Below are 14,252 nucleotides of genomic sequence, written 5' to 3'. Positions count from 1 at the left end.
TGGGTGCACAAATGTGGCATTAGGCACAATCAGCTCTTTGATGCCGCCTGCTATGTCGGCCTTGCCGGGCAGCGAACGGACTCCGGGCGTGCGCACGCCGTCATGCGGTTGAGAACGGCGCAGCCGATGGCGACCTTGGTCTGCTGAGCCGAAAAGGAGCGGGCTCGCAGGCGACGTCCGATCAGCCTCTTGTAGCGCCCGACGGCGGTCTCGATCAGGGCGCGCTTGCCATAGCCGGTGGACGCCTGCCAATTCAGCCTTCCATCATTGGCGATCGCCGTGATGTGACCGTCCCTTTGACCGGGTGGTCCGGTGTCATCACTCTCCGGCCGTTGAACGTGGCGGGATGACTATCCTTGCGGTGACGCTGTGTTGCAGCACCGCGCAGTAGGTGGGACCGCCATCATATGCTCCGTCGGCCGTGAATTGGTCGATCTCTGCGTCGATCCGGTCGAGCAGCGGCTTCACCTGCGAGGGATCGTCGCCGTCCTGGTCGGTCAGACAATGGGCGATGATCTCCCCGCTGTCGGCATTGAGAACCAAATGCAGCTTGCGCCAGGTCCGGCGTGATCTGGCACCGTGCTTGTCTTCCAGCCATTGGCCGGCGCCGTAGACTTTCAAATCCGGTGCTATCGATCAGCACATGCAGCGGACCGTCCTCGGGATGCCGCTGCCGCTTGGCCGATGGTTCCCATATCTGCGCCCGGCGGCTTGGCGTCTGTGATCGGGAACCGGTAGATCAAGCCCCATCAGATCGAGCAGCGAGGTCGCCAATCCCTCGCTCTGGCGCAGACGAAGCCCGAAGACGCATCCCAGTGTCAAGACCGCCTCGATGGCGAGATCGGAATAGCGGGGCTGGCCGCCGCGGGTCGTTCTTCGCGGCGCATGCCACCTGGCCAAGGCTTCTTCTGTCAACCACAGCGTCAGACTGCCGCGCCGCCGAAGGCCCGCCTCGTATTCCGGCCAGTTTGTCACCTTGAATTTCATCTTCGCGACTCGGTGGCGGCGGCTGGCATTGTGTTTGTAGGGCATCGGGCGAAGATCATGTCGTTGGCGATCTCGCCTGCTCAAGCGGGTGCGGAAAGATGGCTCTCTCCCGCGGATTTCCCCACTGGTTGATGCCTACAATGCCGTCAGCGTGTTGTATGGCGTTCCGATTGGCGGGGAAGATCTCGATCTCTACCAGGGGTCCCGAGACTTTTAATTGCGAAGGGAGCGGAGCCATTCGACACGATCGAGCAAGGTGAAATGGTAACCGAGCATCCCGAACCGGGCGAAGTCATCTGGTGCGACGATTCCGGTGTCACGTGCCGCCGCTGGAACTGGCGGCAGGGGCGGCGCACCATGGGTCACGGCCGATACCCGCGCCATGTGGCTCGTGCTGGAAGCCCTCGGCCCAATGTCAGCTATACAGATGACGGGCACCGGAGAGCATTTGATGGGACTTATCCAAGCGTTGTGCCCGGGTGCGCGAATCGAAACCGCGCGGATCGACGAGTCCACTACATCTCGTGTCCCTTAGGGCATGGCCCACCTTTCGGAGAAACACCCCACTCAGCCCTGTCCGGATCTGGCGCTCCTTGCTCGCTCCGCTGGCCTACACAGTTGATTGCGAACGACCCAGAACGGCTCTCGAAAACGAGCGTCGAACGAAATCAGATCACTGCTTGTTCTCCCTTAGCGTTGTTTGGCGTACTTTTATCGCGATGCCCTCTTGTGGGCCGTGCCATAACGCAGTTGATGATCATGCCTGACTACGAAGCGTCGGCCGCCGATAGTCTGGATACAGCGCTCGCTGTGCTGGATGAGGTATGTTATCGCCTGAGATCTGACCGCCTCATCCCAGCGGACAAAACGGGGCAGGGAGGGGGCTTTTCAGAGCCCGGACGCCTTGGTGAGATTGACGCGGAAACGATCGCGCCGGCGCTGATACTTTCGCGTCATCTCGGCCGAGGCGTGACCGAGCTGCTTTTGCACATAGCGCTCGTCGACCTCGGCCGAGGACGCGAGGCCGGCGCGCAGCGAATGGCCAGCAAACTTTTGACCGCGTTCGCCCTCCGACAGATCGCCACGCACGCCGGCTGCGAGCGCCGTGCGCTTGACCAGCCGCGCAACTTCCTGGTCGTTAAGCCGATCGGCGCCGACTCTTTTGCCTTGCCCTATTACCCTTCGGAACAAAGGGCCATGGCCGATCCGCGCCAGCTTCAGCCAGGTTTGCAGCGCGACCACCGGGCAGGTGGCGTCGGAGGAGCCGCGGCCGACCTCGACCTCGCGCCAACCGGTTTTGCCGCGCAGGGTCACCAGCACGCCCTTGTCAGGAAAAAACTCAATCCAGCCAGAAGAATCCTCGGTCTGGTCGCGACCAACGTCGAGCCCGACGATTTCCGAGCGCCGCAGCCCACCGGCAAAACCCAGAAGCAGCATGGCGCGGTCGCGCAGCCCGCGCAGCGTGCCGCGGTCGAGGGTTTCCAGCATGGCGATCAGATCCTCAGGCAGGATCGCTTCCTTCTGCCGGGGAGGGGAGGCGTGGGTGTTGCGAACGCCAGCCATCACCGTGGCGATATGCCGATCCTTGCGGTCCAGCGGCTGGCCGCGCTGGGCAAAATTCCAGGAGAGCGACGAAAGCCGGCGCTCGATGGTTGAAACGGTGTTGGGCTTTTTGTCGCCAGTGGCCGTACCTGACGCGCAGGCGGCGATATAGAGCCCGACGACCTCAGGATCGGGCGGGAACATCTCGATGCCTTGGCGCCGGCACCAGCTCGAAAAATGCTTCCAGTCGGCTGCGTAGGCGCGGCGCGTGTTGGCCGAACTCGCCGCCTCGATATAATCGCGCGCGCGGCCGGCGAGCGCCTCAAGATGCGCACGCAGGCTGGGATTGGCAATGGCTGGAAGGGGAGGGGGCGAGCCGTGGTCGGCATCGCCCATCTGCATGACGATATCGACGATGTCGGGCATGTCGTCATCGCCGGAAGCAGCGGATGATCGTTGCGCGTCGCCAGCCATGCTCATGCCGCTTCGATATCCGTTTGGGAGAAGTCTTTGCCGATGAAAAGCAGCGGTTCATCTGCACGCTTTGCCAAAGCATAGGAGAGGCAATCGGCAAAATTCAGGGCGGCCGGGTGGCGGCCTTTGCCGTAGGTGAGCCAAGCCTGCGTTGCCACATCGACGAGATCGGCATCCACGGCGATGATGTCGGCCTCGATCTTGCGCAGCCACAGATCGATCTCGGCCAATGCGTGTTCGCCGCGCCTGCTGACCAGCACCATGCGTGCCTCGAGCACGCAGGTTGCCGGGACCAGACGGATTGGGTCCAAGACCAGCGCTCGTTCCAGCCTTGCTGCCTCAGGCTCGCTTCGAAGGATCGCTACAACAGCTGAGGTGTCGATCACCATCAGTTAGGGATTCCATGCTCGTCATACCCGATGATCTCCTCGTCGCTGCGACTATCCAGTTCAGGCAATCGTGCCACTCTTTCTCGGATGGCGCGCAATTCTGCCAGCAGACGCTCCTGAGCGGTCTCTCCAAAGCCCAAGCGATGCAAGCGCTCGCTCAGGGCCTGATGAATGGCTGCTGTCTTGCTGATGCCCTGGCGGCGCGCGAGTTCGTCGGCGAGAGCGACGGTGGCCGGATTTTTGATGTTCAGGGACACGAAAGACTCCAAAAATCTACCTTTCGGGTGTATTCTACCATGGTTCCCTAGGCTCGTAAACAACGAACGATAATGCAACATTATCGTTCGTTGTTGTGTCAAGACAAGTGCGGCGGATGTCGTGCAAATAGATTGCCAAAAGCGCCGCGCTCACTCATGCTGCTCAACGATGATTCTGCGTCCCAAACCCTCTCCGCGCCACTACGTCACGCTTGCCGGTGCCGCATCGACCGCGCCGATGGCAACAGTGCCTGCCTGGCTGCGCCGGGCCATCCCGGATGCGCAAAGCCTTGCGAGCAAAGACGTAGAGGATGTGGCGCTCGTTGTAGGCGCCGCCATCGGCGCGCTCGATGCGGTGGTCCGCCGGCAGGAGCGGTGGGCCGGCGCCTGGCGGCACCGCCTGGCGCTTTCGGCGGCCGCGGTAACGGCGAAGCAGGCGGGCCGCGTCGAGGACGAAGCGGCCTTGCGCGATGCCGTATTGCTTACAAGACCGGGTGACAGTGTCGGTCCCGCCGGCCTTTTCCTTCTTGCTTGGCGGCGGCTGGCATCTCGGCCAGCGGACGATCTGCTGACGGAGAGAAATGTCGCGGCGGTGCTGGAAGATCTAGGTCTCACACTCAACGATAAGGCGGTCAGCGATCTGAAGGACGATCTGCGACAGCTTGCCGCCAACACCGGCACGGTCGAAACGCTGGTCGGGGCCTTCGCGGCCGCGGAGCGTTACGGCTTCCGGCGCGTTCTCGGAGCCTGGCTTGCCGATGTCTTGCTCGCGCAGCGGCTAGGCTGGACACATGCAATCCCTTTGTTGGGCGCCGAAGCGACCTTAGCTGTGGGTACGGGCCGGCCGCGTCGACCAGCGACTGCCGCTCTGGCTGCCGGCGCCGAAACAGCCGATTGGGCTAAAAGCCTGCTGGCCGCACAGGCGCGCGCTGCGCTGCGCGCCATTGATCTTTTCGCCGAACTTGAGCGCCGCGCGGATAGGCTGCTTGCGGTTGCGCCGAAACTCAGGGCCAAGGCGGCGGACGTCGTCGTGGAAAAGCTGCTCTCTGACGACGCGATCGTCGCTTCGGAACAAATCGCCGGCATGAGCGATCGCGGCCTGCGCCGCCTGTTCGACCGGCTGGTCGAGCTCGGTGCCGTGCGTGAATTGTCCGGCCGCGCCACCTTCCGCATCTACGGGCTGTGAAGACAATGGCGGAGAGTGCACGTAGGCGAGGAGGGAGCCAGCCAGATGACCCTCGATCAGCTGACCAACTGTTTGACCGGGAACTCGATCATCTGCCGCCGGAAGCGCGTTGGCGTGAATGGATGCACCGGGTCGAAGCAACGATCTTCGCCGCTAGCGAGCCGGTCGACCGCGAAATGCTCGCCCGCATCGTCGGGAAAAGCTGCAGCATTGATCTTCTCATCGACGACATCCGCGAGGAGCTGCGCGGCCGCCCTTACGATCTGGTTTCGGTCGCCGGCGGCTGGAAACATTTGACCCGGCCTGCCTATGCAGACGCCATCCGCGCCGCTGTCGGTGGAAGTGGGAAGACGGCCGACCTTACGCAGTCGGAGGTTTTGGTGCTGATGTGCATCGGCTACTTCCAGCCGATCACCCGCGCCGAACTGTCGTCTTTCTTCGGCAAGGAGATCAGTCGCGATTTTATTGGTCATCTGCGCGGTGCCGGCCTGATCGCTTCCGGTCCGCGCAGCCCAACGCCTGGCGCGCCCTACACCTATGTGACGACGAAAGAATTCCTGCTGGAGTTCGGGCTCGACACGCTGCGCGACCTGCCGGATTTCGAGGCGCTCGAAGATGCAGGGCTGTTATCCAAGGCGAAGCTGCTGGCCGGTGACATTTCACCAGTTTTCACGGATGACGATGGCGGCAGCGAATAGGGTGAGGGCAAACGAATGGGGAAGATGAAAGAGCTGCAGATCGAGACCCACAACCTCGCACGAGATTGGGAAGCGTTGTTAATTAGGATCCTTGCGCAAGAGAAGGTTGGGCGGGCCGCTGGAACGAGGCCGGACGAAGAGCCTGCAGACGAAGACGAATGGGCGACGTATCGCTCGCTTCCAGACCTGACGTTTACGCCGAACGCAGCCACCACAACATTGGCGGTAGAATTCAAAATGTTCCGCTGGCAAACGGATTGGCGGCGCCGCCTCCGGGATGCGATCGCGCATACCCACGAAGTCATCAAGACCAATGGCCTCGACGGTGGAATAGTCATCGTTTCGCTAGACCTCCCGGAGGAGATCCTCGCTGAACTCAAGTCGCCGGCGGCGCCTGACGTTGAAATCTGGGGACTGGCGAAATTGAGATCGTTGGCCGCGTACGATGACGAGCTTGCAAACGAACTTGAAGAGCTCGTGTCTGAGACAGTGCTCGATGGCGATTCCGGTACCCGCACAACGCCCGAAACAGAATCGCTGACGGGCACGAAGATTGCCGCGCGCCTTCGGCAAGTGCCGCCTGGCAAGGAAGGTTGGACCGAATTCGAGAAATATTGTGAGCAGGCAATCCGGTTCCTGTTTGCAGCTGAGCTCTCCAATCTCAAAGCCCAACAGCGTACCGACGATCAATTGAACCGCATGGATCTGATCGGCCGGATCAAATCGGATCGCGGTTCATTCTGGTCGATGATCGCTACGGATTTTTCTTCCCGGTACGTTGTCTTCGATGCAAAAAACTATCGCGATCCGATCGGTCAGCGCGAAGTCGAGATCACCGAAAAGTATCTTTTCGACAAGGGTCTCAGGACCGTCGCCATCGTCGTGGCACGATCGGGTGCCAACGCAAGCGCGCGTAAGTCTGCGGAGGCGCTCCTGCGTGAATATGGGAAACTCATTCTCGTCATCGATCTCGAGGATCTTTGTCGAATGCTCACAGGGGCCGATGCCGGTGATCCCCCTGAGAATTTGCTCTTCGAGCGAATGGACGAAATGCTCATGACGATGGGCCGCTAGTCGGCTCGGATCGATCGGTTCAAATGATCGGTGCTTGCGCTTGCGGCTTACTAGGACTTGCTACTGGAGGCGGCGTGATCAAGGCGAAAGTCGACACCAAACAGATCGGTGTTGGAACCGTCGAGTTCTGGGAGAAGGTCAACAACTTCGATAGGGCCGCTATTGAAGCCCAGGCGAAGGAGTGCAAGGCCCTCTAAGCGCGGCTTCACACCTGTTACCCGGGCAGGCGTTTACCCCCTACCTGGGTTGAACGTCGGGAGCGAGTGTCATACCAGCAGATCAAGAAATACCAAGCGACTTATCTTATCTCATCTTGATTGTTGGGACTTTCCAATGAAGTATTGGCCGCATGGTCGATTGTTGAGGGAGGCGGCTTTGCTACGTCGTATCGGAGTGGCGGTTTCCATCGTCTTTTCCGCTGCGGGCGCTGCCAATGCCTGGGGTGCAACTGGGCACTCCGTCGTTGCCGAGATCGCCCAAAGACGCCTGAATGCAGATGCCTCGAAAGGTGTGGCGGAATTGCTCGGGCCTGGAGCGTCGCTCGCGTCGATCGCCAGCTGGGCGGATGATGAGCGCGCCCGGGACAAAACCACCACCCGATGGCACTTCGTCAGCATTCCCGGCGCAGCCATCGCGTATGAGGCTTCCCGGGATTGTGTTCTTGATCCAGCCCTCGGCGATTGTCTCATCGCCGCGATAGAGCGGCAGCTCGCGGCCGTTGCGTGCCCGACGCAACCGCTGGTGTCGCGCCAGCGTGCTCTCAAATTTCTCGTGCATTTCGTTGGCGACCTGCATCAGCCTCTCCACACCATCGATGACCAGGGAGGAGGCAACGGGATTGTCGTGACGCTCGTTACTCAGGAAGCCGTCAACGGCAATCTTCCCTACAATTCCAACCTGCACTCCACGTGGGACGCAGGCCTCATCGACAAGACCACCTGGTCTTGGGGGAGCTCTGTGGAGCGGCTTGAGTCGGGTTGGCTGAAGCATCGGCAGTCACCGCCGGCACGACAATCGACTGGGCCAACGAAAGCCATCTGCTTTCAGTGGCGGCACTCAAAGCCGTTCCTTCGAACATCGTGCTCGACGACGCTTACAGGCGATCGAATCTGCCTGTACTCGACGGGCAGCTTGGCCGCGCTGGCCTACGGCTGGCCAACTTGCTCAACCTGGCTTTCGCGACGGGCCACTGCACGGCGGATCAGCCCAATTAGAGAGAGGCGCGGGCAAGCTCGCGTACTGGTCTAGTGATGAAACGGGTGTAGGAGTGGCTAGAAGGGCTATGCCAAGCGGTCGCGGTTCCGAGAAGGGCGTTCTGTCACCGGCTGAGGCGCGCGATGTCTACTCAGCGCGTCGATTTCTGGATGGCGGCACGCAAAGGACGCTCGGACTGAAGGCGCGCTTTGACACGTACTTCAAGGATCCGCTGGTAGCAAAGCAAAACCCGGGTTTGGAAATCGACAGCGAGTTCTATGTGCCCTGGGAGCCGCGCATCGGCGACGGACCGACCAGTGCCCGGTTTGCGATCGTCGACTACGACAGCACCGCCAACAAGCTTGAGGACCCGGCGGTCTGGAACCCGCGCCAGAAGGCCTTCTCCACGCCGGACGGCCGTAGGGTAGACAAGTCCGTCAGGGAAACGACGCACTTTCGTCAGGTGAGCACCTGGGCCATCCTTCAGAACACGCTCGACTTCTTCGAGAGTCCGAGTGGGCTTGGGCGACGCATCTCCTGGGCATTCGAGGGCAATCGCCTGCTCGTCACACCGAACGCTGGTTACGGTGCGAATGCTTATTATGACCGTGAGAGCAAGTCCCTCCAGTTCTATTACTTCGATGACGAGGCCGGTCAGCGCATTCATACCTGCCTGTCGAGCGACATCGTCAACCACGAATTTGGTCACGCTCTGCTGGATGGCATACGGCCATACTACCTAGAGGCTATTTCGCCCCAGACCGGTGCCTTCCACGAGTTTCTGGGCGACCTCACCGCGATCTTGATGACCCTTCGCAACAATTCATTCCGAAGGGAGCTGGCTACCAGGACGCAGGGCGATCTCAGGTCCAAGTCGGGCAGCGATCTGCTTGCCGCCGTAGCGGCAGAGTTCGGTGAGGCGGTGTCTGGACAGCCGTATCTTCGCAGCGCCGCCAACGAACACACGCTCGGCGAATACAAGGACGTGGTCGAACCGCATGCTCTGTCGGAAGTCATGACCGCGGCGATGTTCGACATCTTCGTCGCGTTGACCGAGCAATATCTCAAACGAGAACGCACCGACGGCAAGACGCACAGCCCAGCCCAATCGCTAAGTTTCGCCGTCGCTCGCATGCAGGTCATCGCCATTCAGGCTTTGGACTTCCTGCCTCCCGTCGAGGTGACGTTCAACGACTACGCACGCGCAGTTCTGCGTAATCTCGCAATTGCTGACCCGATTGATCAAAACGAGTATCGGGACATGATCGCCAGCGTCTTCGTCCGCCGAGAAATCCTGACTGCGGAGGAAGCCGCCACGCTCCTCGCACGTGGGCCTCTCTATGAGCGGATGCCGGGAACTATTGCGCACGACGCCGAGCGCATAGGCAGTTCGCGCGCCGAGGCGTATCGATATCTCGACGACAATCGCGACAAGCTCTTCATCCCAGACCATGTCGACATCATCGTCGACGAGGTCTTCACGGCCCAGAAAATGGTAGGCATGGGCCTGTTCCAACCCAAGCAGATCATCCTTCAATATCTCTGGCGCGAGGAACTCGTTCTGGAAGGCCGGAAATTCGGCCGATTCAACGGGAAGACGACGAGCCTCCTGTGTGGCGGCACCCTCGTTTTCGATGTAAATGGAAGTCTGCTGTATTGGACGCGGAAGCCGGGAAGCGAACCGTCGGCAACGGCGGCGGCAGCGATGCGAAAGCGGAAAAGACGCAAGGATCTTTTCGGGACGGAAGTCGCCGCACTCGACGAAATGGAGGCCGGCGAGCGGCGGCGGTTGGAATACCTAAATGTTCTGGCGCGCCGTGTCGGCGAAGGCATGGTCGGCGAGGAACTGGCCGGTCCGGAAGGCTTGGTCGGCGGGCTGACACCGCCTCTGATCGCGCGAGAAGTCGATGGATCGGTCCGATTCGAGCTCTCACCCCACTTTCATATTCACGATGACCATGAAACCGAGTTTGGAGCGCTGAGATGGCAAACGAGCTCCTGATCCGGGTCTACGATGTCGGCTTGGGCGATTGCATCTATGTTCGGATACCGGGCAAGAGTGCAAAAGTTGAAGACGCCTTCCATCTGCTGATCGATTGCGGAACTTGGAGCGAAGGAAAGCTGCTCAAGGCCGCCATCAAGCAGCTGGAAAGTGAATTGCCGACAAGCGACGGTGGCAAGAAGCGGCTCGACCTCGTTGTTGTGACGCACGAACACAAAGATCACATTGCGGGATTCGATCCGGCACTGTTCGAGAACATCGAGGTGGGCGCGGTCTGGATGAACTGCGCGATGAATCCGAAGCACCCGCAGGCTGGAAAGACACGCAAAATACGGGGTGTGGCTGAGAAAGCCATGCGCCGTGTCGCGGCCTCAGGACTGAAGCTCAGTCCGCGCATGGACGAGCTGCTGTCGGTTTTTCAGATCGACAATAAAGGTGCGATGAACACCCTGCGAAAGACGCTGCTGAAGGGGCGAGACCCAACCTACGTCAGTGCCGGAGACACGAACGAGAAATACGGCCTCGCACTGCATAAGGCCAAGATACACGTTCTGGCCCCGGAGGCGGACTTCGATCGCTATTACCTTGGTGCGCCAGCTCAGCGTGCATTGAAGGGAGTGCTTGGCTCGGCTACCTTTGACGCGGAAGGGGAGCTCATCTCCACCGCAAAATCGGAAAAAGCCGACAAGCTGCCCGTGCCCAGGAACGTCGGCCCGGCGTCATTCCGAGCGCTGCGGGCGAGAATGCAGTCGCAGGCCCTCGCATTCGCGGAATTGGACGGCACGCTTAAGAACAACTCCAGCGTCGTCCTGCTGATTGAATGGAAGAAGAAGCGCTTGCTGTTCGTCGGCGATGCCGAATGGCACGGCGCCTTCAAGGAAGGCAAGATGAACGGCTCGTGGAACGTCATGTGGCAGCGTCCGGATAAGCTCCTGAACAAGCCCGTCGATTTCCTGAAGATCGGTCATCACGGCAGTGAAAACAGCACGCCGTGGGATATGGGAACAGGAAAGGCATCGGAGGCGGTGTCCATCCTGGACGCGATCCTCCCGCTGCCGCGAGCGGGCGAGCAAGCCACCGCAAAAGCCGTCGTTTCCACGGAGCGCGGCAAGTACCGGACGATCCCGCGCGGCCTTCTCATGACCGAAATCGCACGCCGCGTCGAAGGTGCGAGGATTTATGCGTCCGACCTGAAGGGGTTTAAACCCAAGGATCCGGCGGACTTCGACGCATATGAACGAGAATGGCTCGGCCTGGCCCAGCCGCTCAGAACCGATTTCGAACGCATTCGAGAATCGAAGGGATTCGTGGATGTGATTTTCACCTAAGGTCAACGTGCTTCACAGCGCACCTAAGCCGGCGGCCCCAAAGGATCATCGGGAATCTCTGTTGCCTCACCAACCGCGTAGGCAAGTGCGATCGAAAAGAGACTAGGGAGGCCCTCGCGTGGAGCCGCCGCAATCCGTCTTATATCCCCCTCGGCGAGCGCCAACCGCTTTGTCGCCAGTGCCAGGAGGAATTCGAGACACGCTTCACCTTGGCTTTCCCCGTGCTGGGCGAGCATCTTGACGATCAGGTTGGCCATCTTCGCGCTGTGCTTTTCGGTTTGCACATCAGCAAAATTGAGCTCGTGAGGGAACGAAGCGCGCAACAGAGCCGCCTGGATGATCCCGTCGTTGTAGCGGGTAAAATTTTCGCTCGACAGCACGTTGAGATGGAACGGCGATTGAGACAGCGACGCCGACGTCTGCTTCGGCTTCGGCACCTTCCGACAGTTCTCAAGAATCGCCGCGATCGTCGAAAAGATATCGCCTTGGGTGATATCCTCTTTCTCGTAGTCCCCGGCCCAGAATGCGAAACCCTGCCGGAGCTTGAGCGCATCGTCGGAACTTGTTTTTAGGAAAAGGTCATCTCCACCGATATCTGTCGATATAGTGGCTATGCGACTCTCGATGGCCGCAATGGCGGCATCCTCGGGATCTATCATCCTTAGCGGCAGGAGCGCGTTGTTCCAGAATCGCAGTTCTCGGCTCCAAGCGGTGAACTGGTTTGGGTGAGGCAACATCATGTCGTCGACAAAACACATTGTGTGTTTGGGCGACTGATTGTTGTGCTCGAGGTCGCGCAACAAGGTCACTTGGTGCTCGGCCGCACTGTACTTTCGCAGTCCCGCCAAGAACGTCCTTGGGAGGCTCTTGAATCTATCGCGGAGGTCGCGGCTTGCGTCCTGAAAGGACTGACCGGATCCAACGCTTGCTGCAACGACGACCACGCCTCTACGATCCTCTTTTCCTTTGTCGAGGTGAGTACCGTGCATGACATGCGGGCGGCGCAGGCCAAGACCTTCGATCTCGTCTGCAACGCGCTCTGCGAGCGCGATACTTTCCCTCCCGCGAAGCGCCAAAACATGGCTCGTCGAGGCTGGAGCGTGTCGTCGGACGACAATCTCAATCGCGCTTTTCCCGCCGTCACTAAGGAGCGTGTGATCAAGGTCGACGAACAGCCGATGAAGGTCGCCATCGGGGTTGCGCCGCAGGGCAAAGGCACGCTTGCCCCGATACTTCCTCATCACATCGCGCAACCGAGCTGGCGCATCGGTATGAACCAGCATGTATGGCGTGACCGTCGCAGCGTCGGCAAGAAACTGGTCGCCGACGAAGGTGATCGTTCGCGAGCCATTCCTGCACCAAGGGCACCGCTCCTGCTCGAAAACCTCCATCGACAAAGGATCAAGGCCTTGGATCTCACCGCGCGCGTCGAAAACAACGGTGCCCGGCACTTGATGAGCGGTAGAAAATAGCGTCACCACGCGCTGGGGCGGAAGCTTCGTCTGCTCGAACACCTGCTTTGGCAACGAGCCCGTTGCGGTGGCAGATATCACGACCAGCTCGCTGTCCGGATCTTGGATGCTCAGTTTTTCAAGTCCTTCGTATGACGAGAAACTCGTCACACGCGGGGTGATAAAGTCGCGGCGAAGTCGGCTCTTGAGAGAATACGCTGCAAACACCAGAACCGAAATCGATGAGGAGTCGACCCAGACCTTCTTGATGCTATCGTGGAGATGGGGAAGGAGTACCAACGATAAAAAGCCGATCTCCTCACCCTGGATGAGCATGTTTGCAGCCCGAAAGAAAGCGGCCGAGTGCCTTCTGCGCGGGTGGATGAAATGATGTCCAGAAGGCGCAACGAGCACAGCTTCACGCGTCTCTGCCAAGTGGCGAATTCCGGCAGCTCGAAGCGAGCGAAAGTCCTCCTTTGCAAGTATTATTGAACCTTGCAGCGTCGAGCTTGCACCTGTTTTCATTCTACCTTGGGCGTCGAATGACACAATGACGACTGGTACGAGTGCATTGGCCAAGCGCAGCGCAGTACCGGCTTCGATTGATCTCTTCACGCTCGTTCGTGCCGTGGCGGCGGCATCGCTTGGCACGACAATAATCAGGCTGTCGGGATAGGGACGTCCACCGAGCCTGTCTTCATCGACGATCCGTATCAGATCCTGGATGCTGAAAAACGGGAGTGTTGTGACGAGAACCAAGGCGTTGCCGACGCCGTTTTTCTGCCAACGGTAGTGGAAGAACGAGCTCATCAGCTTCCCAATCCCATTGGTATCAGGATCGAAAACGAAGCTCCCGTGACGGGCGCGTAGCTCTTGATTTCGTCGTCTCCGCCGGCATCGATGAACCGAGTATCATCAGGCGAGAACTGCACGTTCTGCGTTCGAGGCGGGAACCACTTGCAAAGCGACAGTCGGCCCGTCCGCAACCTCATGAAGCCCCCGCACGCCTTCAGAGCCTGCACTACACGTGGCAACCCGAGGCCATGACTTGGGTCGCTCTGCGTCGTGAAGTTTTTCAGGAAGCATCCACGAACGAGATCATACTCTTGATTGATGGGCATCGCCTGTTCTACCGGCTTGCCGAGCGCTCTGGCCGCCAAGCCTGGACCGCTGTCAAAAACAGATATCTCCAGAAACTCGACGCGTGGCCGTGCCGACGCATCGGCTATACTGGCGTAGTATTCGCGCAAAACCTTGAGCCCCCCAGCGTGACTATCATGGGGAGTGTCGACTGGCCTTAAGGCGAAGAGAATGCCTCTTGCAGAGCGCCGATAGAAGGCGCCGTTGAGATCTGTCCGGGCATGAACATGCGTGTTCGAAAACAGCTCCTTGAGCAGACCGGCGATGACATCGGTCTCGACCTCCTCGAGGCGCAGACGCTGGCGATTGACCAGTCTTCCCAACGCGCGATTCACTACGCCTTGAAGGTCGCCGCGCACTGCACCCGACACTGGCTGGTACAGGAGGGGGTTCGGACCATCCAGCTCGATATGATCCACCGACAGCAATGCGATCACCCCGCCATGAATCATCCGGTCGAGGTCGCCGCTGTAGAGTTCGCGCAGGCGCGCGACAGCGAGTTTCAGCATGCCAGCCGTTACGTCCCGACG

Annotated in this window: 13 protein-coding genes and 2 pseudogenes; 9 read left to right on the top strand and 6 right to left on the bottom strand. The window is 59.9% G+C overall.

Annotated features, from left to right (window positions below):
* Positions 1-50 precede the first annotated feature (50 nt).
* Positions 51-1,032: pseudogene (locus NKH59_RS22405) on the bottom strand (IS5 family transposase).
* On the opposite strand from NKH59_RS22405, the gene NKH59_RS22400 reads away from it, so the two are divergent.
* Positions 1,031-1,204 (top strand): phenylalanine--tRNA ligase beta subunit-related protein, encoded by a 174-nt coding sequence (locus tag NKH59_RS22400; protein ID WP_502908712.1) that lies wholly within the window; start codon positions 1,031-1,033, stop codon positions 1,202-1,204. The pseudogene NKH59_RS22405 and the gene NKH59_RS22400 overlap by 2 nt on opposite strands.
* Before the next feature lie 671 nt (positions 1,205-1,875).
* Here the strand turns inward: NKH59_RS22400 and NKH59_RS22395 are convergent.
* From NKH59_RS22395 to NKH59_RS22385, 3 genes are read right to left on the bottom strand one after another with little or no spacing between them, the layout of a single operon-like run.
* The gene (locus NKH59_RS22395; RefSeq protein ID WP_353023088.1) at positions 1,876-3,009 is read right to left on the bottom strand and encodes a site-specific integrase; all 1,134 of its coding nucleotides are present in this window, start codon (positions 3,007-3,009) and stop codon (positions 1,876-1,878) included.
* A complete protein-coding gene (locus NKH59_RS22390; protein WP_353023086.1) occupies positions 3,006-3,392 on the bottom strand; it encodes a type II toxin-antitoxin system VapC family toxin in 387 nt (128 codons plus the stop codon). Before NKH59_RS22390 ends, NKH59_RS22395 begins: the two co-directional genes overlap by 4 nt.
* Complete coding sequence (locus NKH59_RS22385) at positions 3,392-3,649, bottom strand: type II toxin-antitoxin system VapB family antitoxin (protein ID WP_031195575.1); 258 nt, start codon at positions 3,647-3,649, stop codon at positions 3,392-3,394. The genes NKH59_RS22390 and NKH59_RS22385 overlap by 1 nt, the downstream gene beginning before the upstream one ends.
* A gap of 169 nt (positions 3,650-3,818) precedes the next feature.
* Between NKH59_RS22385 and NKH59_RS22380 the strand changes: the two genes are divergently transcribed.
* The 8 genes and pseudogenes from NKH59_RS22380 to NKH59_RS22345 all read left to right on the top strand — a co-directional run bounded on the left by NKH59_RS22380 (position 3,819) and on the right by NKH59_RS22345 (position 11,131).
* Positions 3,819-4,835, top strand: a complete 1,017-nt coding sequence (locus NKH59_RS22380) for a DUF1403 family protein (RefSeq protein ID WP_353023084.1) — start codon at positions 3,819-3,821, stop codon at positions 4,833-4,835.
* Positions 4,836-4,840: 5 nt separating this feature from the next.
* Positions 4,841-5,533 carry an SMC-Scp complex subunit ScpB gene (gene scpB, locus NKH59_RS22375; RefSeq protein WP_353023082.1) on the top strand — a complete coding sequence of 231 codons (693 nt, stop codon included), beginning with the start codon at positions 4,841-4,843 and terminating at the stop codon, positions 5,531-5,533.
* A 24-nt stretch (positions 5,534-5,557) separates the two neighbouring features.
* On the top strand, positions 5,558-6,607 hold the full coding sequence (locus NKH59_RS22370) for a hypothetical protein (protein WP_353023080.1): 1,050 nt from the start codon (positions 5,558-5,560) through the stop codon (positions 6,605-6,607).
* A 74-nt stretch (positions 6,608-6,681) separates the two neighbouring features.
* Positions 6,682-6,804, top strand: coding sequence for a hypothetical protein (locus NKH59_RS22365; protein ID WP_353023078.1), 123 nt, complete (start codon positions 6,682-6,684; stop codon positions 6,802-6,804).
* 136 nt (positions 6,805-6,940) lie between these two features.
* A pseudogene (locus tag NKH59_RS22360) lies at positions 6,941-7,486 on the top strand (S1/P1 nuclease); the annotation flags it as partial.
* A 98-nt stretch (positions 7,487-7,584) separates the two neighbouring features.
* A complete protein-coding gene (locus NKH59_RS22355; protein WP_353023076.1) occupies positions 7,585-7,821 on the top strand; it encodes a S1/P1 nuclease in 237 nt (78 codons plus the stop codon).
* Between the two features lie 68 nt (positions 7,822-7,889).
* Positions 7,890-9,803 carry a gluzincin family metallopeptidase gene (locus NKH59_RS22350; RefSeq protein ID WP_353023074.1) on the top strand — a complete coding sequence of 638 codons (1,914 nt, stop codon included), beginning with the start codon at positions 7,890-7,892 and terminating at the stop codon, positions 9,801-9,803.
* The gene (locus NKH59_RS22345; protein ID WP_353023072.1) at positions 9,785-11,131 is read left to right on the top strand and encodes a ComEC/Rec2 family competence protein; all 1,347 of its coding nucleotides are present in this window, start codon (positions 9,785-9,787) and stop codon (positions 11,129-11,131) included. Before NKH59_RS22350 ends, NKH59_RS22345 begins: the two co-directional genes overlap by 19 nt.
* A gap of 23 nt (positions 11,132-11,154) precedes the next feature.
* On the opposite strand, the gene NKH59_RS22340 is transcribed toward NKH59_RS22345, so the two are convergent.
* Together NKH59_RS22340 and NKH59_RS22335 are read right to left on the bottom strand one after the other, a co-directional pair.
* The gene (locus NKH59_RS22340; RefSeq protein ID WP_353023070.1) at positions 11,155-13,392 is read right to left on the bottom strand and encodes a hypothetical protein; all 2,238 of its coding nucleotides are present in this window, start codon (positions 13,390-13,392) and stop codon (positions 11,155-11,157) included.
* Complete coding sequence (locus tag NKH59_RS22335) at positions 13,392-14,231, bottom strand: hypothetical protein (RefSeq protein WP_244846076.1); 840 nt, start codon at positions 14,229-14,231, stop codon at positions 13,392-13,394. The genes NKH59_RS22340 and NKH59_RS22335 overlap by 1 nt, the downstream gene beginning before the upstream one ends.
* Between the last annotated feature and the right edge of the window lie 21 nt (positions 14,232-14,252).

The organism is Mesorhizobium sp. M0998, from assembly GCF_040318885.1.
Classification (GTDB): Bacteria; Pseudomonadota; Alphaproteobacteria; order Rhizobiales; family Rhizobiaceae; genus Mesorhizobium.
The sequence above is the reverse complement of the archived record's forward strand: the minus strand, read 5'-3'. Positions and strand labels throughout refer to the sequence as shown.

Coding starts and splice junctions, on each gene's coding strand:
- NKH59_RS22395 (WP_353023088.1), bottom strand. CDS start 3,009: ATGAGCATGGCTGGCGACGCGCAACGATCATCCGCTGCTTCCGGCGAT.
- NKH59_RS22390 (WP_353023086.1), bottom strand. CDS start 3,392: ATGGTGATCGACACCTCAGCTGTTGTAGCGATCCTTCGAAGCGAGCCT.
- NKH59_RS22380 (WP_353023084.1), top strand. CDS start 3,819: ATGATTCTGCGTCCCAAACCCTCTCCGCGCCACTACGTCACGCTTGCC.
- scpB (WP_353023082.1), top strand. CDS start 4,841: ATGGCGGAGAGTGCACGTAGGCGAGGAGGGAGCCAGCCAGATGACCCT.
- NKH59_RS22370 (WP_353023080.1), top strand. CDS start 5,558: ATGAAAGAGCTGCAGATCGAGACCCACAACCTCGCACGAGATTGGGAA.
- NKH59_RS22350 (WP_353023074.1), top strand. CDS start 7,890: ATGCCAAGCGGTCGCGGTTCCGAGAAGGGCGTTCTGTCACCGGCTGAG.
- NKH59_RS22345 (WP_353023072.1), top strand. CDS start 9,785: ATGGCAAACGAGCTCCTGATCCGGGTCTACGATGTCGGCTTGGGCGAT.
- NKH59_RS22340 (WP_353023070.1), bottom strand. CDS start 13,392: ATGAGCTCGTTCTTCCACTACCGTTGGCAGAAAAACGGCGTCGGCAAC.
- NKH59_RS22335 (WP_244846076.1), bottom strand. CDS start 14,231: ATGCTGAAACTCGCTGTCGCGCGCCTGCGCGAACTCTACAGCGGCGAC.